Below are 21,806 nucleotides of genomic sequence, written 5' to 3'. Positions count from 1 at the left end.
AGAGGCGTGCCAACTGCACTGGGAAGAACAGCACCTGAACGACATGGACGCCGACACCGACATCGTCCTGGAGCGCCGCGCAGATAACGCGGATCTGCCCAACTGGCCTGAGGGCACCGAATCCCCTAACGTGACCGGCGAACCACTTCTCGGCAGCCGAAGCCGAGCTTCGCCTCGACAGCAGAAACGCTTTCAGTTCATCCGGCCTCTTTTCCATCGGGACGTGTTCATACCGGATCGTCGAGTTCGCGCGCCAGGACATGCTGGCTATGCTTCTTCTCCAACTCAGCCGCATCGCTCCCCTGTGACGCCTGCACCGCCTGAGCGAGCAGCTCATGCAAAGTCAACTCGGTCGGATGGACGCGCACCAGGGCGCGGAGCATGCGTTCCGACTTGCCGGACTGACCGCGCGCCTGCAGGTCACGCGCGACACGCACGCCCACGCGCTGCAACTCCCATTCCAGCTCCGCCCTCTCTTCCGCGGCCCACGTGGCTGCCGACCAGGGGAGAAACGGTCCGGCCAGAAGTTCGGCTGCGCACGTGACGCCGCCAGGGGTACCTTCCTGCAGGGCTGCCCGGACCAGCGCGACATCCCAGTGGAGTGGTCGTCCCGTCAGGATCACCCGGTAGACACCACGGTCCCGGTCGAAGGGCAGCTGAAGGCCCGGAACGGCCCGTGTCAGCCCATGTCGCGCCACATGCAGGTAATCCCGCGCCGCCTGGGGAGCGCACTGCTCGAACACGTACGTCTGCAACTGTTCCAGCGTCGCTTCCTTCCTCAGCAGCAGGTAGGCGAGCAGCTCGACGGCGCGTCTCAGGCCCACGTTGAGTTTGACTGGCAACTCACCCAGTCGTAACCCGTACCCACCCAGGGTCGTGAGCACCAGTGCCTCAGGACGAGACCGCTGCAACTGCTGGAGGTCCTCCCACAGGGTGACCAGGCTTCCCAGCGTGCCCTGAGCAGCCTGACTGACCAGGAGGCGGCGCAGGGCCGGGCGCGCGTCCACCGATGCCGCGAGGGTCACGTTCGCCCCCAGGGCGGCACGCGCCTCAGCAGCCGATTTGAAGGCCGCCAGGGCCGCTGTCTCCTCTCCCTGGCGTGCGTGGGTGTCGGCAATGACGATCCACGCTTCCCCGACCTCACGTCGCAGACCGAGCTCCGTGAGGCGACTGGCGCAGCTCCGCAGCTGATCGATCGCCCCCGGATGGTCCTCACTGGCCTGGAGTGCCGCCGCCTGCAGGTCACAGAGAGCCTCAGCCCGGGAACCCACGGCACGGTGGCGTGCCCTTGACAGGTGCACGCGCGCGTCCGCGACGTTTCCCTGTTCGGCCGCGATGACGGAGAGAGAGGCGGCTGCATACACCTCCGTTTCGAGCTGGCCAGATTGCCGGGCGAGTGCTGCGGCCTGACCGAAGGCGGCGACCGCTTCTTCCGGTACCCCCTGGAGACGAGCGAAAACACCACGGTGGTAGGCCAGCAGGGGTTGCGCCTGGGGGCTCAGAGGCGACGCCTGCAACTGGTTGAGCGCCTCCTGCGCCCCAGCGAAGTCCCCGGCCCGGGCCAGGCAGCCGGCCAGTGTCCACAGGAGAGGGGCCCGCTGCGCCACGGACCCGAGTGGGAGCGCCTGACGGATGTAGCTGCTGGCTGCGTGATCCTGTCCCAGCGTGCTCAGGACCAGGGCGAGGGCCGATGCGAAGCCTGGCAGAAAGAGACTGGCGGTCTCGTCGATGACGGCCATGCGCCAGGCACGCTGTGCGGCGGCCAGCGCTTCCGTCAGACGACCCGATGCGAAGGCCAACATGCTCCGCTCACGCCACGCGACCGCCTCCCCGAATGACGTCAACCGCCAGGCATCCAGATCGGCCAGCAGCTCCGCCGCCATCTCCAGGCTGCCCTCGAAGCGGTATGCGATCGCGGCGACAGGCGCGGCGTCCTCGAGGCCAGCCGCACGGAGCTTCAGAAGAATGCCGAGCGCCTCTGCCCGTCGGCCCAGGTGCATGAGGCACAGCGCCAGCCATACATCGTCCCAGGTTCCGGTGGATGGCATCGCTTTGCGTAGCTGCAGACCTTCTTCAAACTCCCCATCCAGCAGGGCGTGCAGGACCGGACTGTGTGTCGACGACGGAATTCTAAGCGGTTCGCTCATCCGAATCTCCGGGCCCTAAGCGGCCTCGACCTACGCTCGACGGCGTGACGACCGCTGATCAGACGCGTTGGACCACATCCTGGCGGCATCACGAAAGGGGGAAGGAATGCTCTCGTATCGTAATTGGCGGTACCACCTCGCGCTAGTCCTGTGCACCCTCGCTCAGTTCGCCCTAGCGGATCCATCCACAGGCTCTGGGGGGATCGGCGGTTAGCAGGGAGTGAGGTCAGGAGGGGCCTCACATTCGCCGCAGCCATCCAGGGCGTTCGCGAAATGCGTAGAGGGAGGAGAAGCATGTCGGATGCAGAAAAGCCTGATCAGCAGGGCGAAACCGCAGACGAGCAGTCGCAGAACGAGGAAAAGAAGGCCTCTAAAAATCCTCTGAAAGATCTGGGCAAGATTCCATTGAAGGACCTTCCAAAGGACCCCATCAAAGATCCGGCTTCCGACAAGATTTTCAAGGATCCCAGGAAGGACCCCATCAAAGATGCAAGAAAAGAACCCACCAAAGACTCTTGGAAGGATCCAAGAAAGGAGCCAGTCAAGGATACGATCAAAGACTATTGGAAGGAAATACGGAAGGATTCCATATTCGACCCTCGCAAGCCCCCGATGGCTGACGTTCGCTGGCCTGACATACCATGGTGGTTAGATCCTGCTGGCATGCAGGGACAGGGAAGTATGCCGTTCGTTCTCGCAACTCCCAGTCGGGCGTTCGCCGCGGCGTCCCCTTCAGCCCAGGAAGCTCAGGCTGCGGAAGCCGCAGCGCAAATGGCTGAGCTTCAGGAACACATCAGGCAACTCGAGAGTGAAATCGCTCAGGCGGCCCTCAGACAGCGTCAGCTGCTTGAAGCGTATGCCGCTGCCGTCTCTGCCCTGGAGATGGTCATGATGGGACAGGCAGGCGAGCAGTGATTCTGGCCATCTCCTACCCAGGCGAGGAGCATACCGATGACGTCGTCGCACGTCTCGAAAAACGCGGCCTGGATGTCCTCCGCATTGATCTCGCAGATTTTCCCGGTCGCACTGGTCTGAGCTGCACATGGAACTCTTCCGAGGGAACCTGGGCGGTGATTTCGACGCCTGACGGTACGTTCGATCTGCAGGGCGTTCGGGCGGCCTGGTGGCGCCGGGTCAGACATCCATCCGTCGATCCGGCCGTCACCGATCCCAATGCCGCTGCATTCGTCCTGAGCGAGACGAACGAGGCTGTCGACGGAATGCTGGATTCGCTGGACTGCCTATGGATGAATCCGCGCGCTGCCGACAACGCCGCACACCATAAACCACTCCAGTGGACGGTGGCACGGCAGGTGGGCCTGGTCGTACCAGACACCCTGGTGACGACCGATCCTGATCACGCGCGGAAGTTCATCCACCGTTCCTCGGGTTGCCAGACCGTCTTCAAAGCGTTCATTGCGATGGCAGACGCCTGGCGGGAGACGCGCCTCGTGGAAGCCTCAGACCTTGATCACCTGGAGAGTGTCCGCCTAGCTCCCGTCATCTTCCAGGACTATGTGCCTGGTGTCGATCTGAGAATCATTCATGTCGGCGAAAAGTTCTACACCGCCGAACTGGACGCACGCAGCACGTCCTACCCGGTCGACATGCGAATGGTCATCGGGGAAGCCAACGTCAGAAGCGTCACCCTGCCTGAATCAGTTGAGAAGAGATTGCTGGCATTGCAGAAACGGCTCGGACTGGTATACGGCGCGATCGACATGCGGCGTACGGAGACAGGCGAATACGTGTTTCTCGAGGTCAACCCGGCTGGGCAGTGGCTGTTCGTCGAATCACTGACCGGGCTGCCCATCAGTCAGGCTGTGGCCGATCAGCTCGAGTCCATGGCGAACGGTACGAACCGCTCAGAGCACATCAACCCTTACTCAAGAGTCGCCGCGTCGGCTCCAGGCGGATCTTGCTAGCCGACACGGGCCTGTTCTTCCGAAGAGCGGTTCGGATGCCAAGACGAGGTATGCAGACGCGCGATGAGCAGCAATGGACACGTAACGCGAAAAGGGCTGGACAAGGAGAAAAGTATGCCAGTGTTGCAAATCGCAAACGGCCAATGGCTGGCCGATCAGGAAGATGACTTCAACACGCTGATGCAGCAATGGGATCTGAGTGATCTCAAAGCACGGCCAGTGGTGCATTTTCACGGGGGATGGTGTCGTACGAAGCCGCGCAGACCATGGCGCTAAGTCTGGCACCAGTGTACCGAGATGCGGGTGGCTTCCCGATCTTCTTTGGCTGGGGCTCGGATTTGAAAACGGTGCTGGTCAACAATGTGGCTGACTTCGGTCAGGACCCAGCGTTCCGGCGATTACTGGCCCGCCTAGCTCAATTCGTGGTGTCCCGGTTGGGTGGCCCGTTTGCATTGGCCGGTGCACCTTTTGGTGAGGCAGCGCTGGTGCCGCTTGAAGAGGTCGAAGCGCAACTGTCGGCATCTCCACCTCTTGCGAAGTACGAACATCTAGTGACCGAGCCCGGCCTCGTTGCGCTCGGAGGACCTGCCATCGACGATGAGGAGTACGCCGTGCTGGCAGCCCTCATCGCACAGGACTCTGAGTTGGCGGTCCTGCATACCGACTCAGAAGTGCTGACAGCATTAGTGGTGCCGACTGTCTGGCCAGCCGTTTGGTGGGCGGGGTTGGTCACACAGGCGATTAAAGTGGCAGGTGCCACGCTAAAGCGGCTGCGCAGCGGACGTGGCCACGGTCTGCATGCCACATTGGTCGAAGAGGCCCTACGCGTTTTCGGCGTGGGTGACCTGTGCGCGGCTACATGGACGATCATGAAGAACGAAGCGGCTGACGCTGCACAAGAAGAGGGGCCATACGGGCAGCTGCTCACACGCCTGAACGACGGCGCGGCGCGGCCCCTGCTGGTGGGCCACAGTGCCGGCAGTGAACACGTGATTGAGCTGATTGAACTTGCAGCCCGCATGGAACTGAACATCACCTTCGATGTCGCGCTGATCGCGCCGGCCAGCACCCATGACCGCGTGGCGCGAATGCTGAACAGACACGCCGAACGTCTCGGTGAGGTGCGGCTCCTAGGACTGGATGACGCTCTGGAGCAGCGCGACACGTTGCTACACGCTCCGGACGTGCCGGAGCCTATCCGTGCTGCACTCGGCTGGCTGTACCCCCACTCGGTGCTGTACTTCGTGTCCGGCGTCTGCGAGGCGGAAGCTGACACGCCACTTGTGGGACTGCGGCGGCACCACCTGCCACACCCGGCGTCGCATCCTCTCGTGCAGGGCTACTTCGCACAGAGCACTGGACGCACTGTCTGGCACAATGGTGGCGATTGGACTCATGGCTCACTGGACTCTGACCATAACTGGCTGATTGCACAGGTGCAGGTACCGAATCCGGCGGTGCTCCCTACCAATGGGGAGCAAATGGATCTCGCCCAGGTGCAGGTGCAGAATCCGGCAGTGCTCACTCCCGATGGGGAGCAAATGGATCGCGCCCAGCTGGATGACGGGATGGTTGCAGCCAAGAAACGGTATGTGGCAGTCAATCGTGACTTCGCGTTGATGGGTGGTCTGCCCGGCCCGGGTTTCACAGATCTAGTTGCGCAGACCAGTCGTGAGAACCGGCTGATGCATGTGGGACAGCAGGCAGCTTTGCTGAGCCTGACCGAGGCCGAGGCAAGTGAACTGCGCACCCAATTCAGCAGCGTCGACCTAGAAGAGGATATCCCTCACTTCCTGTCTCGCTCACCGCTGGTACCGAAATTCAAGGTACAGAACGTTCCATATGGCCAAGCGCTGAACGCGGTGATGCTCACGGTCACGGATAACCAGTCAATTGCCATCGCTGGCGTGAAGGTGGTGGCATTCACGCCAGGCGGTACAGCCTTCACGAGTTTGACTGATGCACAGGGTGTGGCAACATTCAATGTACCAGTCGGCACAACTTTAGGACCGGTCTACATCCTACCCCGCAGTGGGTTCTATGCCCAGAAATTACCCGCCTTACCTGTCGCAGTGCAACTGCAACCCCTGAACCTCCCTGGAGGAAGTGGACGCGACTGGAGCACCGATTGGATCCGCAGCGGAGTGAATTTATGTGACGGAAGTGGCGTGAAAGTGGCCGTGGTGGATACAGGCGTGTCTCACAACGCCCTGAATGTTACGCAGGCCCGTTGGTTTCTGAATGGTAAGAGTGACTCGGAGAGCTCGGCTTTGGACGTTGACGGGCACGGCACACACGTGGCGGGCGTGATTGCAGCCATGAATCAAGTGCTCGGACATGCACCACAGGCTGAACTGTACGCTGCTCGGGTCTTTGATGCTCTGCCCGGCGGACAGGCAGGTGGCGCCTCAAGCTATGACATCGCCCGTGCAATTCGCTGGGCGGTGAGTCAAGGCTGCGATGTGATCAACCTGTCGTTGGGTTCAAGTCAATCCTCGAACGTAATCCAAGAAGCCTGTGTAGAAGCCGCAGCTATGGGCACGTTGGTGGTGGCGGCGTCCGGTAACGACGGTCTGCCAGTTGTGAACTATCCGGCGAAACTACCTGAAACGGTAGCTGTCGGTGCGCTTGGAGTGAGAGGCACATACCCCGCGAGCTCGCTCCATGCTGGCGCTGAGCCTCCAGTTGTCCAGGCTCACGGAGTCTACCGCGCAAGCTTCAGTAATTACGGTCCGGAGGTGCGCTACCTCGCCCCGGGTGTGGCCGTCCTATCATGCATGGCTGCTCCTCTCGGTACGAATCCACCGCTTGGACAAGGGGTAGCGGCCATGGACGGCACCAGTATGGCGGCCCCCCAGATCAGTGGACTGGCAGCTGCACTCATATGCCAAGGAAATCAGCCGCGCAGTGCTGCGAGACTGCGAGCCCTACTGGTCCAACTTGATCAAATCATGTCGGCAGTATTGAAGCCGTATCCAGGGGTGACCGGACCTGCGTTGCCAGTACCTGTTCCTGCCGCCAACGTTGTTAAAGCGCACTCAACCAGACCGATGAAGGCGAACCCGCCTCGTAAGGATGGAAAAAGTTGATACTCTTCACTTGACCACCTGACAGAAATCATGAGAAAGCGTCCCCGGTAGCCTGACCCCAAAGCTTGAACACTTTTGAGTAGAGGATCTGATGGACTCGGATTGAAAGGGTTGCAAAGACCCTTCAATCCGAGCGAAGCGAGTGGGAGAGAAACGTCTCTCCGGGTTATCAGCGAAAGAGACGGAGTCCGTATGACCTGACCAGCAGTCTCAGGGTCGTACTGCCACCCTGAACCCTTGGTCCCACTGGTTCAGCCCAGCAGTGGCCGGGGTTGCAGCCGGGGGTCCGGGGGCAGCCACAGCGGCGCGCGGTCCTCGATCACCAGCCGACTTCCCCCACTGCCGGTCAGGTCCAGTCGCCCGAACTCCGGCCCGTGTCGCGTGCGCCACTGTCCCTCCTCGAACGTCACGCGGATCAACCCGCTGTCCAGCAGGCGGTGCACGGTCGGCGTGAGCGCCACCCCGTTGTGCACGTGATCCGATCCACCCGACGCCACGCTCCGCAGGTGCGCGGCGTCCAGTAGCGCCCCGCTCAGGTCCACCGGGGCCTGCCAGCCCGTCACGGCGCACCGCCAGCGGTACGCGGCCAGTACCTGCGCCCGGAACGACCGGTCCCGCACCGCCCGCTCCACCAGCACCCGGCGGCGCTCCGCGTCCTCCCCGTCCGAGGTGGTCCACGCGGCGCTCGGGGTCAGGCCCAGCAGTCCGGCGGCCGCGAAGATCCGCGCGGCATCCGCTTCCGTGACCGGCCGGATGGAGAGACCGTTCTGACGGACGCCGCGTTCCCGGAGCGGGAACGCGCCCAGCCACGCCTCCATCACCACGCCGCCCTCCTCCTGCTTCACGGGGCGGGGCAGCGGCACGACGGGACTGTCGTACGTGAGCACCCACAGGCCCTGGCCCGCCGGTTCCGGCGGGCGCGTGACGACCGTCCACCCGATGTACGCCTGCAGGCCCCGGCCACTCCCGGCGCGGCGGGACTCGTACAGGATCACCACGGTCGGCTCCCCCGCCATCAGAGGGGCCAGGGCGGCGTTGTAGCGGGCGGGGTAGGTGTAGTGGCGTTCGCTGTCGTCGTACGTCTGCTGACCGGCCTGGGAGACCAGGATCACGTAATGCATGGGGGTCGCTCCTCTGCGGCCAGGTTACCCGGGGAGCAGCGCACGGGGGACCGCACCTGCCGGCATTGGGCATTGAGCGTCCACGCACCAAGGGCCCCCTTCTGGCCCGCTAGGATGCGCGGGATGCCGCCCACCCTGCGCCTCGACCGGGGCACGCTCGTCATGACGGACGCACCCGCGTCCGTCCGTGACCACTTCACCTGGGATGACCGCAGTCAGTCCTGGCGGGCCCCCGGGCACGCCTACCGCGACGTGGTCGAAACCATGCGCGCCGCCGGGGTTCCCTTCAAGGACAGTGCCGCGGCGTTCGAGCCGCTGGTCCTGGGCTTCGCGCGGGAGGTCACGCCGTACGCGCATCAGACGCGCGCCCTGAACGCCTGGAAACGCGCCGGTCGCCGCGGCGTGGTCGTCCTCCCCACCGGCGCCGGGAAGACCCTGGTCGCGCAGCTGGCGCTGCGGGACACGCCCCGCAGCGCCCTGATCTGCGTGCCCACCCTGGACCTGCTGCACCAGTGGTACGCGGGCCTGCTCGCGGCGTTCCCGGACACCCCGGTCGGCCTGCTGGGCGGCGGCAGTCACGACGAGGCGCCGCTGCTGGTGAGTACCTACGATTCCGCCGCGATTCACGCGGAGTCCCTGGCGGGGCGGTACGCCCTGCAGATCTTCGACGAGGCGCACCACCTGCCCAGTGATTTCACGCGGGTGATCGCGGAGATGGGTCTCGCCCCGTACCGCCTGGGGTTGACGGCCACGCCGAAACGCAGTGACGGGCGGGAGCGGGATCTCGACCGGCTGGTCGGGCCGGTGGTGTACGAGGTCGCCCCGGGCGACCTCGCGGGGGACACGCTCGCCGCGTACCGCGAGGTCGTGATCCGCGTGCGGCTCAGTCCGAACGAACAACAGAAGTACGCGGAGTTGATCGCGCTGCGCAACGACTTCCTGCGGCTGAACGGCATCCGGCTGGTGTCGCTGGACGGCTGGAAGAAGTTCATCCTGGCGAGTGGCACGCCGCACGGGCGGCGGGCCATGTTGGCCCACCGGGAAGCGAAATCCATGGCGTACGGCACCGAGGGGAAACTGCGGGTGCTCGAGGAGATCCTCGCGAACCACCCGCGGGACCGGACGCTGATCTTCACGGATGACAACGCCACCGTGTACCGCGTCAGCCGGGAGTTCCTGATCCCGGCGATCACGCACAAGACCCCCATCAAGGAGCGCCACGCCCTGCTGGAGCGGTTCCGCGGTGGCGAGTACCGGATCCTGGTGGCGAGTCGGGTGCTGAACGAGGGCGTAGATGTCCCCGAGGCGAGCGTGGCGGTGGTGCTGTCAGGGACCGCGACGGAACGGGAGCACATTCAGCGGCTGGGGCGGATCCTGCGCCGGGCGGAGGGGAAGGTGGCGGTGCTGTACGAGGTGATCACGGAAGGGACGAGCGAGGAGCGCGTCAGTCAGCAGCGCCGCGGGCAGTGGCAACCCGGCCAGGGTCAGGGACGACCAGCCAGCTTCGAGGACCTGAATGCTCCCGAATGACCTGCTGCTGTTCCGGGTGAAGGCGGGGCTCGTGGAGCCCCGCCGCCTGAAGCCCACTACCCTGAACCTCACGCTGGCCGGGACGCTGATCGCGACCTTCGAGGCGAACGTCGGGAAGCGCCGCTTCGAACTGGACGAGGACCTCCGCACGCTGGAGACCGGCCGGCAGGATTTCAAGGTGCTGCGTGGCCTGGCGCACCTGCTCTCCAACATGGGGACGTTCGAGGCGGGGAGCGGCGTGGACCCGGTCCTGGCGCGGGAGCGGGTGTTCACGCTCGCGCAGGAGGTCGTGCCGAGCCGGCGCCATGCGGCGGCGGTCCTGGAGCAGGCGGCGCGGTCCCTGAGCACGGAGGGGGAGGTGTCCGGCGAGGCCCTGCAGGCCTCGCTGTACGCGGACCTGCCGGATCAGCAGACGCTGGTGGCGTTCGAGCCGCCCGCGTCGCTGGAACTCATTCACCGCTACGACCTGGCGCAGGCGCAGGGTCAGCTGTACCGGGCGACGGAGCTGGTGATCACCGCGCGCCGGAACGAACCGGCGCGCTACAGGCAGCTCCTGAAGTACCTGAAGTTCTTCGGGCTGATGGCGACGGTGGAGGGGGACGCGTCGTACGGGTTCTCCCTGACGCTGGATGGCCCGGCGAGCCTGTTCTCACCCACGACCCGGTATGGGCTGGGCATGGCGAAGTTGCTGCCGGCGCTGCTGCACGTGACGAAATGGGACCTGAGCGCGACCTTGAAGCCCAGGAAGGATCTCGCGTGGGTGGATCCGGGGGACACGGAGTGGTCGTTCCAGGTGACGAGCGAGGACGGGTACGTGAGTCACTACGCGCCTCCCCCGGAGTACGACAGCGCGCTGGAGGGTGGCTTCTCGGAGCGCTTCGCGAAACTCGACACGCCCTGGACCCTCGAACGCGAGGTGGACCTGGTGCCGGTGCCGGGGGGCGTGATTCTCCCGGACTTCCGCCTCGTCAACGGCGACCGGAGTGTGCTGGTGGAGATCGTGGGCTACTGGCGGCCGGAGTACCTGCGTAAGAAGTTCGACCTGCTGCGCAAAGCGGGGCGGACGGACGTGATCGTGTGCGTCTCGGAGCGCCTGAACCTGGAGCGGGCGGGCGTGGACCCGGGCGATTTCGGGGAGCGGCTGATCTGGTTCAAGGGCGTGCTGAACCCCAAAGACGTGCTGGCACTGGCGGAGAAGTACGCCGTCACGCGGCCCTGAAGAAGGGCCCGGTCACATCAGTCGCGTGCCAGGCCCCGCCCTCGGTTGCACCGGAGCTTCAGGGTTCGTCGATGGTGGGCGCGGCGTACAGCACTTCGGTCGTGTACTGCTTCAAGAGGTCCGGGAACACGGCATAGTCCTCTTTTTTCGGGGCGATCTCACTCGCGGCCAACCCCAGCACCCACCTGGGATCGCTCTTCACCGCGAACGAGCCGTGCACCTGCCCGTAATCCTCCGCCCATGGCTGCGACGTCACCTGACCGTCCAGCAGGCTGGAGAGGAGCTCGACGACCTCGTCTCGGGGCAGGGCCGTCACGAAGAGCCGGGAGTGTCCACCCTGCAGGCCGTAGATCTTGCCGCCGTCCACTTCCTTGAAGTCCGGGGCCTGCAGGCGCGTGAGGATGGTCTGGTTGACTTGATCGGGGCTCATGGCCGCTCCTTTGGTGTGGACGTCCGTGGTCGGTGCCGGTCGGCAGGCGGCCACGAGGAGGCAGAAGGTGCCGGCCAGCATGACGCGCTTCACTGGCCCCTCCAGGCAGTCCAGATCTCTCGCAGCTGTACCCGTACCTGATCCGCCACCCGCTGCGGAATCTTCACGCCGCTCTCCAGGTAGGTCACGATCGGCATGGCCTTCTTCTGGTACACGGGCATTCCGTATGGCGTGGGCATCGGCGTCGAATCGTAATCGTCTTCGTAATGGTCGAGTTTCAGCAGGCTGGCCAGACTGACGTCGTCTGGATCGAGCGGCAACGGACCAGTACTGTTCAGGATGGCCGCGCACCGTTGCTTGAAGGCCTCGTACGTCTTGACGTTCCGATCGCCGGCGACGGCTTCGATGTGGGAGAGGAGCGTGTTATACGCGATGTTCGCGTAGATGACCGCCTCAAAGGGGTCTTCGCCCGGCATGAGATGCAGCTTACCGGTGGCGAGTTTCCGGTTCGCTTCCGTATTGATCCGTGGATCCCGTGCCGCCGAGTAAGACCCGGAGAACGTCGTCTGTACGTCCCGCTTGTCCTTGCCGGGTTGCAGGGTCGCTTCGTCCCTGAGGCCCTGCGTGGCAAGGACCTGCAGGTCTGGGTGAACGGGCTTCGATCCCCGGATGTACGTGCTGAGCATCGGCGTGACGTGACCGGCCTGGACGTTCTCGGCAACGCTGGACTGGAAGGGGACCCGGCTGCCGGCGGGGCGGCTGGAGCGGTCGAAGTAGTAGATCTGCCCGTCCAGTGCCTGCTCCCCGGCGGTGGGGACGATGTCGCCGTCCACGCGGTAATGACGGGCCGTGATGGGCGCCCCCTGTCCAGCGCCGGCGTTGTACTGCCGCACCTTCTGCACCTCGGCGGCGTCGATGCCGGGGGCCTGAAACGTCACCACCGACGAGAAGTGGGCCGGCCGCAGCGCGGTCACGAGCTGAGCAATTCCTCCTCCCAGACTGTGCCCGGTGGAAACTGCCTTGCCGGTGAGGCGACTGAGGTTCGCATCGATGAGCTTCAGGTTGGGTTGGACCTGGAGCCACCCGATCTGTGTGGGACTGGCGTCCCCGATCACCGTGTCGACGGATCCCTCGACGGCCAGGGAGCGGGCGTCGCGGACGATCTGGTCGGTCTTGTCTTTCGCGGCGGCGGCTTTCTTCGCCGCGGCGTCGCCCTTGACATCCAGCTGCACGCCTTCGGTGCCGCGGAACGCCACGATCGGGTGCGGCCATTTCGCTTTGCCCGGGATGGGCAGGAACACACGCATCTGGAAGCCCCAGCGGCCCCGGACGAGGGGACCGGCCTTGAAACCGAAGTGCGTGAGGAGGGCGGCGGGGTTGCTGTGCCGGCGCTCGTCCAGCGTATCGGCGTTCATCTCATCGGCCGGTTGATTGCTGTACACGAGACCGACGGCCAGTTGCTCAAGGAAGGCGTCGTGGGTCAGGGTGGCGTCGCTCACCGGGGGCGGGATCAGGGCCATGAGGGGCGCGCGGAGGTTGGGATCCCGGATGCGTTCGCCCAGGGTGGCGCTGAGGGTCTTGCCGCCGTTGAGTTTGGCGTAGGCCGCAGCGACGGCGGCGCGTTCACGCACGGGGATGGCGGCCAGAATGCCTCTGAGAACCGCGACTTCGTGGGTCGTGGCGGAGCCGATGGTGTCCTGCGCCTGGTACGCCCCGCTGAGATTGCCGATGGTCACGAACTCCAGGCCGTGGTGGGTGCGGGACATCTGTCTGGTGGTGCCCAGGGTCAGGTCCTGCGCGGCGCCCGGACCCAGCAGTCCTTTCGCCACTGAGTTGCTGAGCTGGTCGGCCCAGTCGGGGATGGCGTCGCCGACTTCGCCGAGATTGGATTTGACGGTGCGGTCACGGATGAGTCGTCTGGTGTTCGCCTGGATCCACGTGTTCAGGTAAGCGGCGACCTCCGCGGGTTTCCCGGCGAGGCTTTTGACCTTGAGGGCCGCCCGCTGCACCTCGGCGAGTACGACAGGCGGCAGCGTGGTACCCGGCGTTCTACCCGCACCAGGGGGGGCGGGGGTCGGTGGAGTTCGTGTGGAGGCTGTAGGACGGGGCCTGAGCGCTTGTTGCATGGCGTCTCCTTACAGGCAGGGTACAGCGTGGGTAAGGACGCGGGTGACGAAAATGACCGGACGGCCAACTGCGCGGGCATCCCAGGCGGGGCGCCGCTGCGGAGGGACGCCCGGCCCCCCTGGCGCCGTGGTTGCTTGCGTCCGACGTGGCACCAGCCGCGGTGAGCGCCTCAATGCAGTGTCGGCCCCGCCGCTGCACGCATGAATTGACACCATGATCACATTCAGGTGATTATCTGAGAACCGTCATGAAATATGCCCTGCTGCTGATCCCGGCCCTGCTGGTCGCCTGCACCGCCGCTCCCACACCGGCCGCTGATCCCTACGACGCCCTGATCCAGGCGGTCGGCGGGGAGGTCGCCCTGAGCGAAGCCACCCGCGACCTGACGCACGACCAGGCCCAGGCGTTCTTCGCGCAGTACGGCATGGGCTTCCGCTCCCACAGCGAGCTGCAGGCGCAGCTCGCCGACGGCTGCCCGGTGCGCTTCAGTGGCAGTGACCTGAACACCTGGCACGCCATCGGCGGCGGGTACTACTACATCGACAGTTCCGGGCGTCCCCGCAGCGCGTACCGGTACCTGCCGCCCATCACGGCCGCCGCGCGCGACACCACCTGCCAGGGCACGGTGGGGAACCTCGACAACCTGGACGGGTACGACGGCGGGCACCTCGTGGGCAGCCAGCTCGGCGGGTGGGGCCGCCGGGCCAACATGGCCCCGCAGGAACAGAACTTCAACCGGGGGAACTACGCGCAGATCGAGAACCAGACGGCGAAATGCAGCCCCCTGACGAAGAGCAGCCTCACGTACCTCGCCCGCGTCACCTACCCGAACACAGGCACGAACACGCCGGGCAGCTGGACGATCGAACTCAAGCTGAACGGCGAGGTGATGACCCGCACCTTCGACAACGCCCCTTACGGCGGAGCGAACGGCACGGCGTACCGCCAGCAGATCGTGAGCTGGCTGATCAGCAAAGGCTGCGTGTAAGGCGCGGGGGAGCCCGCCGGACCCCCCTGTCACTGCAGGGGCAGCGGCAGGGTCCCCAGGGCGTCCAGGAACGATCCCTGCCCCCGGTAGGTGACGGCGTCCCCATCCAGGCGCAGGTCGCCCTGCGTCACGGCCTGCGCGGCCCAGCCGAAGAACGCCTGCACGTCCGGTGAGACCACCCGGCGCGTGGTCTCGTCCGGGCCGTACGTGATGACCTGCCCGGCTGCGCCGGTCTCGCCCGGCGCGAGGTCGGTGGCCAGGCCGTTCCCGCTGCCGTCCGTGGCGAGCGGGAGCCACGCCGGGTGGAACGTGACGGCCCGGATCGCCCCGGCCGGTTCGCTCAGCAGGCTGGTGTCGTCCGCGGCGAGTTCCATCCAGGTGGCGTGCTCCTGCGCGGCCTTCCGGGCGGGCAGCCACGTCAGGCCGAACAGCACGCCGGGCCGCTGCGGGTCCTGGCCGTCGACGGTGCCGTACAGGTCCTGCACGCCAGGCGGCAGGGGCGTGCCCAGGATGGGTGGGAGTGCCTGAAGGTCGCCGGGGGCGGCCGGTCCCCGCAGGGACGCGCGGAGGACGGGGAGGCACTGGTCGAGTGCCTGAACGAACGCGGAGAGACTCACGCCGCCCAGCCTACGGGCCGATCAGCCAGGGAATGTCAGGCGAGTCGCGCCCGTGCAGCTCCTGTCGCAACGGTCGGCCACGTCCCTCAATAGACCTGCTGCGAAAGTGGGTGTTCAGGTCGCTTGGCCTCTCCGTTGTCGTTATCTGCAACGAGCAACTCCGGCGCGGGTTCCGAAGTCAGCGGGACTTTCGCAAGTGGTCCATTGAATGATTTTCTTTTCAAACAAGAGTTTCCAGGCGGCACGCGATACCCTCCAGAACGCTGCCGATCACGGCCCTACACGGATTTTTATCGGTCAGCACAGCATTCTGCGCGGACCTATTCCCTTCGCCCCGCGCCACACGACATCCGGCGTCTCTCGCCTTCTCGTTGTTCGACCGCCCGATGCTTGTCTCCAGGCTGTTCAGGCTGAGAAGGGCTTGTCACGGCTAAAAATTCTCTCCAAGACGCAACGGAGAAAATGGCGTGCTGACCGACGTTTCTCCTTCTCCGCGCCCCCATGACGTCGTGTGGCACACGACTCCAACAGGCGTGGAAACTCTTGTTTCAAAGAAAAAAGATGATCAATCATCAGGCGGCCCGGTCATTCTCTGTGCAGCACGTCGTTTTTCGGAAAAACCCCGTAAAGTGTCACCGGCAGATCTGAAATTCGCCCGGCCCCAGGCCGCACGGGTATGCCTGTCCTGGACACAGTTCCCGCCTACCGACTCCACTGCTTCATCAAGTGCGCGTTCGCGTCGGCAAATCACACTGAACCGACCCCCCACTCAACGCTGCTCACATCACAGTCTGAAGTTACGGGTGCGGCGGGAAGTGCCGGGAATGACGTGGCGAGGTGCACAACATCAGGCAGCTCAGAATCCGGAACAGTACGTTCTGACCGGGTTGAAACAGAACGCAACCTGCTTGAGGCCGCGTGATACGGACTCCGATTGAATGGGCTGCAAAGCCCGTTCAATCCGAGCGGATGCGAGAAGGAGAGAAACGGGTTCCGGACGTGGAGCCGGCAATCCGGTGAAGTTCCGGATTGTTGGCGAAACAAACGGAATCCGTATGACACGACATCCATAGCGACGTGGAAACTCTTGCGTTCTCTGGCCGCATGGGGAGATCAGGAGCGTGCAGACCGGCTCTGCCGATGCTGTGGATGAAAAGATCGGGGGTCGCTAGGCCGCCTCAGCGAAACCGGTCCTGCGTGTATAGCGCGGCCCCGAGCAGGCCTGCGTCGGGTCCGTAGACCGCTGCCTGGATGGCCGGAGCTGAGGAGCTTTGCAGTGCCGATTGCAGAAACGCACGCGTGTATTCGCGCAGACCGACGCTGCCGCCCAGGCGGACCACGTTCAGCCCCAGCAGGCAGTGAGCGTCCCGGATTCGTTCAGCCAGGGTCGAAAGTGCCGGCTCCAGCAGGCGCTGCGCCGCACCCGAGCCGCTTTCGGCCGCGTCAAACAGCGCGGCGGCGTTCGGGTAGCCACCTGCGTGGGCTACCCGCCGCAGCGCCGTGCCCGACGCCCCGTATTCCAAGCGGCTCGCCGTCCGGCCCCGCGGTGAAGCCCAGTCCTACATCCTGTCCGCCTGGCGCCTCGTGCAGTCGCCCCCCCAGCACGAGGCCACTGCCGATGCCGGTGGAGACCGTGACGAACATGAAGTTTCCGTTCTGGTCCTCCGGCCGGGCGTTCCACTCGGCCAGAGCCGCGGCCTTCGCGTCGTTGAGCACATGAACGGGAATGTGCAGGGCCTGCTCCAGTCGGTCTTGCAGCGGCAGGTCCGTCCAGCCGGGCATGGTCGCCTGGTTGACCGCCGTGACACGCCCCGAATGCACGCGGCCCGTACAGGCCACCCCGAGGGCCTCCCCGGACTCTGGCAGGCCGAGATCAGTCATCAGCGCGAGCAGGCGCCGCAGCAGGTCGTCCGGCCCACTGTGGGCATCGGTGGGCATTTCGCGTCGGTCAACCAGGCGCTCTCCTCGCAACCGGGCCACGCGCGTGGTAGTGCCGCCGATATCTACCGCCAGACCGGGTCGTCCTGTCTCTAAGGGCGTGGTGCTCACTCTACTTCCAGTGGAAAGACGCCGGTAAACAGTCGGGGCCAGGCCAGATGGGGAGGACCGGGCCGCAGGCGGTAGCCGAGTCCCGAGAACTCGCGGTCCCACAACACCTGCATGGGTGGCCCCATCAGCTCGGCCATCCGCTCGTTGGCAAGCGGAAGTTGCTCGCCCAGATCAAAGGGGCTGGGGTCGGTCAACCCGGCGCGAACCTGGGCGCGGACCTCAGCCTGGTACAGCGCGTCGTCGACCAGCCGGGAATAGAGTGCCTCGATGCGGGCACGCTCGTCACGCACGGGCAACGCACCCATCGAGACGGCGCTGCCCAGGGTATTGCCCGCCGTGTTCCATGCCGCGTAGCCACTCAGCCGCGCCAGAGGCAGACCCTGCATCAGCCGCCAGAGCCGCCTCTCGGCGCCATTGGGGTAGGCGATATCGGCCAGACTCACCCGCTCGCCCCGGGCCAGAGCGTCACGCAGGAAGTCCACGAACGCCGGGAGGTGTCGGGCCGTGGTGTCCACCGTCGCGTAGTCCGGCTGCACATTCGCCTGCCGTTCTCCTGGAGTGTTGACGGCGAGGATGAAGTCGGCCTCCGCACGGTGGTCGACCTGGACACAGCCGGACGCGCGCATGTGCGCCTGCACGAGTTCCCCGGCCCGGCGGTCCTCGTAGAGCAGGCCGGCGGCGGCCCCGAGCGGGCCGGAGTACTGCACGTACACGCGCGGCACACCGTCACGCAGCAGCCGCGTCAGCAGCGTGACCGGCACCTCGTCCGCACCGGGGTAAATGTCCACCTGTGGCCAGATGTTCAACTCGTCTGCCCGCGCCTCCAGCAGGCGGCGGTCGTGGGCGGCCAGGCCGTAGGGCGTGGTGTCGTCCAGCGTCAGGCACAGATGCTCGATCACGCCCGCGCGCACGCTGTCCAGAGCCGCGAGGTGCAGCGTGCGGTTGCGCTCACGGGTACTGACCCAGTCGCGCAGGATCTCCGCCGGAAGGCTCGCCATGGCCGCCTCCAGGGCAGGCAGGTCGGCTTCGCCGTGGCGGTCGTGGCGGTCGAAGGCTGCGCTGTAGGCGCGCAGCTCACGGCCCCACTCGCCGTAATACGGCTTTTCCTCCAGCGGGTCATTGTCGTGCGCCACCCGGACGATCACTCCGAAAGCCAGGATCCGCAGCCCTGGGTTCAGGCGCCGGGCCTCCTCCAGCGTCCCCAGCCGCTTCAGCACGTCTTCCAGGGGGTCCGAGACCCGGCGGGCCGGAATCATGCCGCCCAGGGTCAGGGTTTCCAGGCACACGATCAGGGCGTCCGCCTGCGGGGCCTCCCGCCGCAGCCAGGAACCGAGGAGCGCGGTATCACCGGGTTCGTTCAGTCGCGGCAACGCCGCCGGTGGCGGTACCCGGATCTCGGCGCCCGCCATCTGCGCGAGCTGGACGGGGTGGGCGAGAGTCTGCGGGCGTACATCGGGAGGGATCAGTAGGATTCGCATGGTTGCCGGGACTTTGAAGGAATGGGAGAGGGCGTGGCAGGGTCGGTCAGCCAGGAGACCGCCGCGTCGCGCATACCGGGCGTGGTGAAGTGCCCCGCTTCCGGGAAAATCCGGGCCGCGAAGAGATCAATCTGACCAGCCTGCTCGTAGGCCGCGCGGTAGGCGGTGGCGGTGGCTTGCAGATCGTGCGGGGGAAAGACTCCATCGGCCTCGCCGTGCAGCAGCAGCAGGCGGGTGGGAGGCGCCAGGCAGGCCTGCCGCACCGGGCGATGCGCCTCCATAAATTCGCGGGCCAGTGGCGCCGTGACCTCGTCCTCCTGCCAGATGCCCCCGCTGGAGATGACGACCACCTGCCCGACACGTTTCTCGCGCTGCGCGAGGGAGTGGGCGACATACCCCCCCATCGAGATGCCGATGGCGGCGGTGGGGAGCTCACCGAACTCGGCGTACAGCGCGCCGATCAGCTCAGGGGCCTCCAGCGCGGTCCGGGCGGCGCACAGGCGCACAAAGTTGCGGTGACCCAGCACCTCAGCCGTCAACGTCGCTTCCCGCCGTTCGCCGTGCCCCACCGCGTCAGGCAGGACGACCGCCCAGCCTGCCCCCACCAGCGGCGTGAAGATGCCGAGGTTGCCCTCCTTGCTCGCGGTGACCCCGTGGTACACGAGGGCCAGGCCGAGTACCTGTCCCAGCGGGCGCTCGATCAGACAGGGAATCCCGGCCAGCACCCGGCGCTCGACCGCGTAAGGCGTTTCACCGACCAGGGGCGTCGCATAGGGCGGTCGGTTCATAGATTGGCGCCCTGTGCTTTCAGGGCGGCGCGCAACTCCACCCCATCCACCCCGCGCACGTCGCCGCAGGTACGCGCCGCCCAGGCCGCCGCCAGCCCCGCCGCCTCACCCATCGAGTGGCAATTCTGTTGCACGCGGATCGCGCTCTGCGCCTCGAACGTGGCGCTGGCGCAGCGGCCGGGCACCAGCACGTTCCGCAGGCCCAGCGGGATCAGCGCCCGGTAGGGAATCTCGTGGAAGGCGTCCGGACGGAAGTAGGGCGACTGACCCTCGCGCTCGTGGTAGAGCTTTTTTCCGCGCGGCGAGTGGATGTCCACCGGGTAGTGGTTGCGGCACACGGCGTCATTGAAGGTGCGGCAGTCGAGGATGTCCTCCAGCGTCAGCACGTAGTCCCCGACGATCCGCCGCGTCTCGCGGATGCCCACCATCGGAGCGTAGCTGCCCAGAAAGCTGGCCTCGCAGCCGGGCAGGTAACGGCGGCAGAAGACCAGCAGTCGCTCGGTGGCCGCCTTGCCGTCCACCTGCGCCGCGCTCAGTTGCCAGGGGTCGGCGCCGTCGTTGAGGTCGGCGGCCAGCCGGGGGCAGTTGAAGCTGATCTCGCCGGGGCGCCCCGGCACGCTGAAGCCCTGGAAGTAGTCGCCGTCGCGCTCCAGCAGGACGCCGTCCTCCACAGCCTGCCGAAACAGCGGCTCCAGGGACGAGTTCTTCCCCCAGACCATCCAGAAGTGCAGGAAACGGGGGCTCTCCTGGGGCTGCCCCTGCCCGGCCAGAAAGGCGCAGAGCCGCTCCAGGTCCACGCCCGCCAGGGTGAAGCGCAGGCTCATCGCCTGGTGCAGGCCGTCCTCGCCGCCCGCCTGGAAGGGGGCACCCGCCGCCACGGCCACGTCGGCGTCCCCGGTCGCGTCAATGACCACCTTGGCCGGAAGCTCGACCAGCCCGCCCTTGTTGTGGACCACCAGCCCGCGCACGTTCTCTCCGTCCAGGACGGGTGCCACGACATGGGTGTGGTAGAGCAGTTCTGCGCCCGCTTCCACCGCCATCTGCTCCAGCACGAGCTTCATGCCCTCGGGATTGAACCAGTTGTCGTTGCCGCTGGTGTCCACTGCCCCGTCCCCCCGGGCGATCAGCCGCGCCTTGAGGTCCTCGGTCAGGCCCTGGTTCAGGCTCACGCCTGCCGAGACGTTCCGCATCAGGGGCGTGACCTGCGCGTTCGTGCCTGTGCCGCCCAGCGAGCCGAACGCCTCGACGATCAATGTGCTGGCACCCGCCCGCGCGCTGGCGATGCCCGCGATGGCCCCGCTGGTGCCGCCGCCCGCGACGATCACGTCCCAGCGCCGTTCAGACGCCCTGTACTCCAGCCCCATCAGCCCTTCACCGCGCCCTCGATGCCGCGCATGAAGTAGCGCTGGGCGAACAGGAAGATCAGCAGGATCGGGATGATGGTGAGGACCGTGCCCGCCGCAACCGCGCGGGTATTGGTGCTGAACAGGCCGTTGAGTTCAAGCAGCCCGGCCGCCAGCGGGTACAGCTCGCGGTCGTTGAGGATGATCCTGGCCCACAGGAACGAGTTCCAGGTCGCCACGAAGTCGAGCAGCGCGAAGGCCGCGATGGTCGGCAGGGCCAGCGGAATCATCACCCGCCGCCAGATGGTGAGTTCCGAGGCGCCATCGATGCGCGCCGCCTCGATCAACTCCTGCGGAATCGAGAGGTAGGCCTGCCGCAGCAGAAACAGGCCGATCACGCTGGCGAGGCCGGGCAGCACGATCGCGGCGTACTCGCCGGGCACGCTCTGGAGCAACCCCAGCTTGACCGTCGTGATGTAGTTGACGATCAGGCCGGCCTCGTTGGGCAGCACCAGCACGGCCAGGATGGCGTAGAAGATGAAGTCGCGGCCCGGAAAGCGCATCCGCGCCAGCGGGTAGGCGGCCAGCGTCGCCAGGATCACGCTGCCTCCCACCCCGAAAAAGCAGATGATCACGCTGTTCAGAACCCAGCGCAGCATGGGCGCGTTCTCGAACACGGCTTGATAGTTGCTCCAGGTAAAGCCGCTGGGCAGCAATTTGGGGGTGTAGATCGCGCCGGTCGTCTCGAAGGAGGTGATCAGGGTCCAGTAGAAGGGGTACACGGTGACCACCGCGATCATCAGCAGCAGGGCGTAGGTGAGTACCTTGCTGAGCAGTCCACGGGCGCGGCGCCGCGCCCGCAGCTGCTGGGCTGTCACGGGAGGGGGGGGCAGGGTCGTCATGTCAGGAAACCTCGGAAGGGAGAGGAGGGCGTCACAGAATCCAGACTCATACG

The 21,806-nt window shown here is 65.9% G+C and carries 16 protein-coding genes; 6 read left to right on the top strand and 10 right to left on the bottom strand.

What is annotated here, in order from left to right; translation table 11 throughout:
• Positions 1–227 precede the first annotated feature (227 nt).
• Positions 228–2,147: a bacterial transcriptional activator domain-containing protein gene (locus BXU09_RS18550; RefSeq protein ID WP_078305806.1), complete on the bottom strand. Its 1,920-nt coding sequence runs from the start codon at positions 2,145–2,147 to the stop codon at positions 228–230.
• Positions 2,148–2,441: 294 nt separating this feature from the next.
• Here BXU09_RS18550 and BXU09_RS20610 point away from each other — a divergent pair, with 294 nt between their 5' ends.
• From BXU09_RS20610 to BXU09_RS18540, 3 genes are all read left to right on the top strand, one after another.
• Complete coding sequence (locus BXU09_RS20610; RefSeq protein WP_144012392.1) at positions 2,442–3,062, top strand: hypothetical protein; 621 nt, start codon at positions 2,442–2,444, stop codon at positions 3,060–3,062.
• A complete protein-coding gene (locus BXU09_RS18545) occupies positions 3,059–4,072 on the top strand; it encodes an MvdC/MvdD family ATP grasp protein (protein WP_205684188.1) in 1,014 nt (337 codons plus the stop codon). Before BXU09_RS20610 ends, BXU09_RS18545 begins: the two co-directional genes overlap by 4 nt.
• A gap of 239 nt (positions 4,073–4,311) precedes the next feature.
• Complete coding sequence (locus BXU09_RS18540; RefSeq protein ID WP_078305805.1) at positions 4,312–7,161, top strand: S8 family serine peptidase; 2,850 nt, start codon at positions 4,312–4,314, stop codon at positions 7,159–7,161.
• Positions 7,162–7,412: 251 nt separating this feature from the next.
• On the opposite strand, the gene BXU09_RS18535 is transcribed toward BXU09_RS18540, so the two are convergent.
• Positions 7,413–8,282: an HNH endonuclease gene (locus BXU09_RS18535; RefSeq protein WP_078305804.1), complete on the bottom strand. Its 870-nt coding sequence runs from the start codon at positions 8,280–8,282 to the stop codon at positions 7,413–7,415.
• Positions 8,283–8,405: 123 nt separating this feature from the next.
• Between BXU09_RS18535 and BXU09_RS18530 the strand changes: the two genes are divergently transcribed.
• A complete protein-coding gene (locus tag BXU09_RS18530; protein ID WP_078305803.1) occupies positions 8,406–9,812 on the top strand; it encodes a DEAD/DEAH box helicase family protein in 1,407 nt (468 codons plus the stop codon).
• Complete coding sequence (locus BXU09_RS18525) at positions 9,799–11,031, top strand: DUF790 family protein (RefSeq protein ID WP_078305802.1); 1,233 nt, start codon at positions 9,799–9,801, stop codon at positions 11,029–11,031. The genes BXU09_RS18530 and BXU09_RS18525 overlap by 14 nt, the downstream gene beginning before the upstream one ends.
• Before the next feature lie 58 nt (positions 11,032–11,089).
• On the opposite strand, the gene BXU09_RS18520 is transcribed toward BXU09_RS18525, so the two are convergent.
• A complete protein-coding gene (locus tag BXU09_RS18520) occupies positions 11,090–11,554 on the bottom strand; it encodes a hypothetical protein (RefSeq protein ID WP_078305801.1) in 465 nt (154 codons plus the stop codon).
• Positions 11,551–13,470, bottom strand: coding sequence for a hypothetical protein (locus tag BXU09_RS18515; RefSeq protein ID WP_078305800.1), 1,920 nt, complete (start codon positions 13,468–13,470; stop codon positions 11,551–11,553). Before BXU09_RS18515 ends, BXU09_RS18520 begins: the two co-directional genes overlap by 4 nt.
• Before the next feature lie 365 nt (positions 13,471–13,835).
• Between BXU09_RS18515 and BXU09_RS18510 the strand changes: the two genes are divergently transcribed.
• A complete protein-coding gene (locus BXU09_RS18510) occupies positions 13,836–14,576 on the top strand; it encodes a DNA/RNA non-specific endonuclease (protein ID WP_078305799.1) in 741 nt (246 codons plus the stop codon).
• A gap of 29 nt (positions 14,577–14,605) precedes the next feature.
• Here the strand turns inward: BXU09_RS18510 and BXU09_RS18505 are convergent, their stop codons facing one another.
• From BXU09_RS18505 to BXU09_RS18480, 6 genes are all read right to left on the bottom strand, one after another.
• Entirely contained in the window at positions 14,606–15,193 is a 588-nt protein-coding gene (locus BXU09_RS18505) for an SMI1/KNR4 family protein (RefSeq protein WP_168174677.1), read from the bottom strand.
• A gap of 1,443 nt (positions 15,194–16,636) precedes the next feature.
• The gene (locus BXU09_RS18500; RefSeq protein WP_168174676.1) at positions 16,637–17,242 is read right to left on the bottom strand and encodes an ROK family protein; all 606 of its coding nucleotides are present in this window, start codon (positions 17,240–17,242) and stop codon (positions 16,637–16,639) included.
• Positions 17,239–18,720: a DUF4127 family protein gene (locus tag BXU09_RS18495; RefSeq protein ID WP_078305796.1), complete on the bottom strand. Its 1,482-nt coding sequence runs from the start codon at positions 18,718–18,720 to the stop codon at positions 17,239–17,241. Before BXU09_RS18495 ends, BXU09_RS18500 begins: the two co-directional genes overlap by 4 nt.
• The gene (locus tag BXU09_RS18490) at positions 18,705–19,508 is read right to left on the bottom strand and encodes an alpha/beta hydrolase (protein ID WP_078305795.1); all 804 of its coding nucleotides are present in this window, start codon (positions 19,506–19,508) and stop codon (positions 18,705–18,707) included. The genes BXU09_RS18495 and BXU09_RS18490 overlap by 16 nt, the downstream gene beginning before the upstream one ends.
• Positions 19,505–20,872, bottom strand: coding sequence for an FAD-dependent oxidoreductase (locus BXU09_RS18485; RefSeq protein WP_078305794.1), 1,368 nt, complete (start codon positions 20,870–20,872; stop codon positions 19,505–19,507). The genes BXU09_RS18490 and BXU09_RS18485 overlap by 4 nt, the downstream gene beginning before the upstream one ends.
• The gene (locus BXU09_RS18480) at positions 20,872–21,753 is read right to left on the bottom strand and encodes a carbohydrate ABC transporter permease (protein WP_078305793.1); all 882 of its coding nucleotides are present in this window, start codon (positions 21,751–21,753) and stop codon (positions 20,872–20,874) included. Before BXU09_RS18480 ends, BXU09_RS18485 begins: the two co-directional genes overlap by 1 nt.
• Positions 21,754–21,806 lie beyond the last annotated feature (53 nt).

Source organism: Deinococcus sp. LM3, from assembly GCF_002017875.1.
Lineage (GTDB): Bacteria > Deinococcota > Deinococci > Deinococcales > Deinococcaceae > Deinococcus.
The sequence above is the reverse complement of the archived record's forward strand: the minus strand, read 5'-3'. Positions and strand labels throughout refer to the sequence as shown.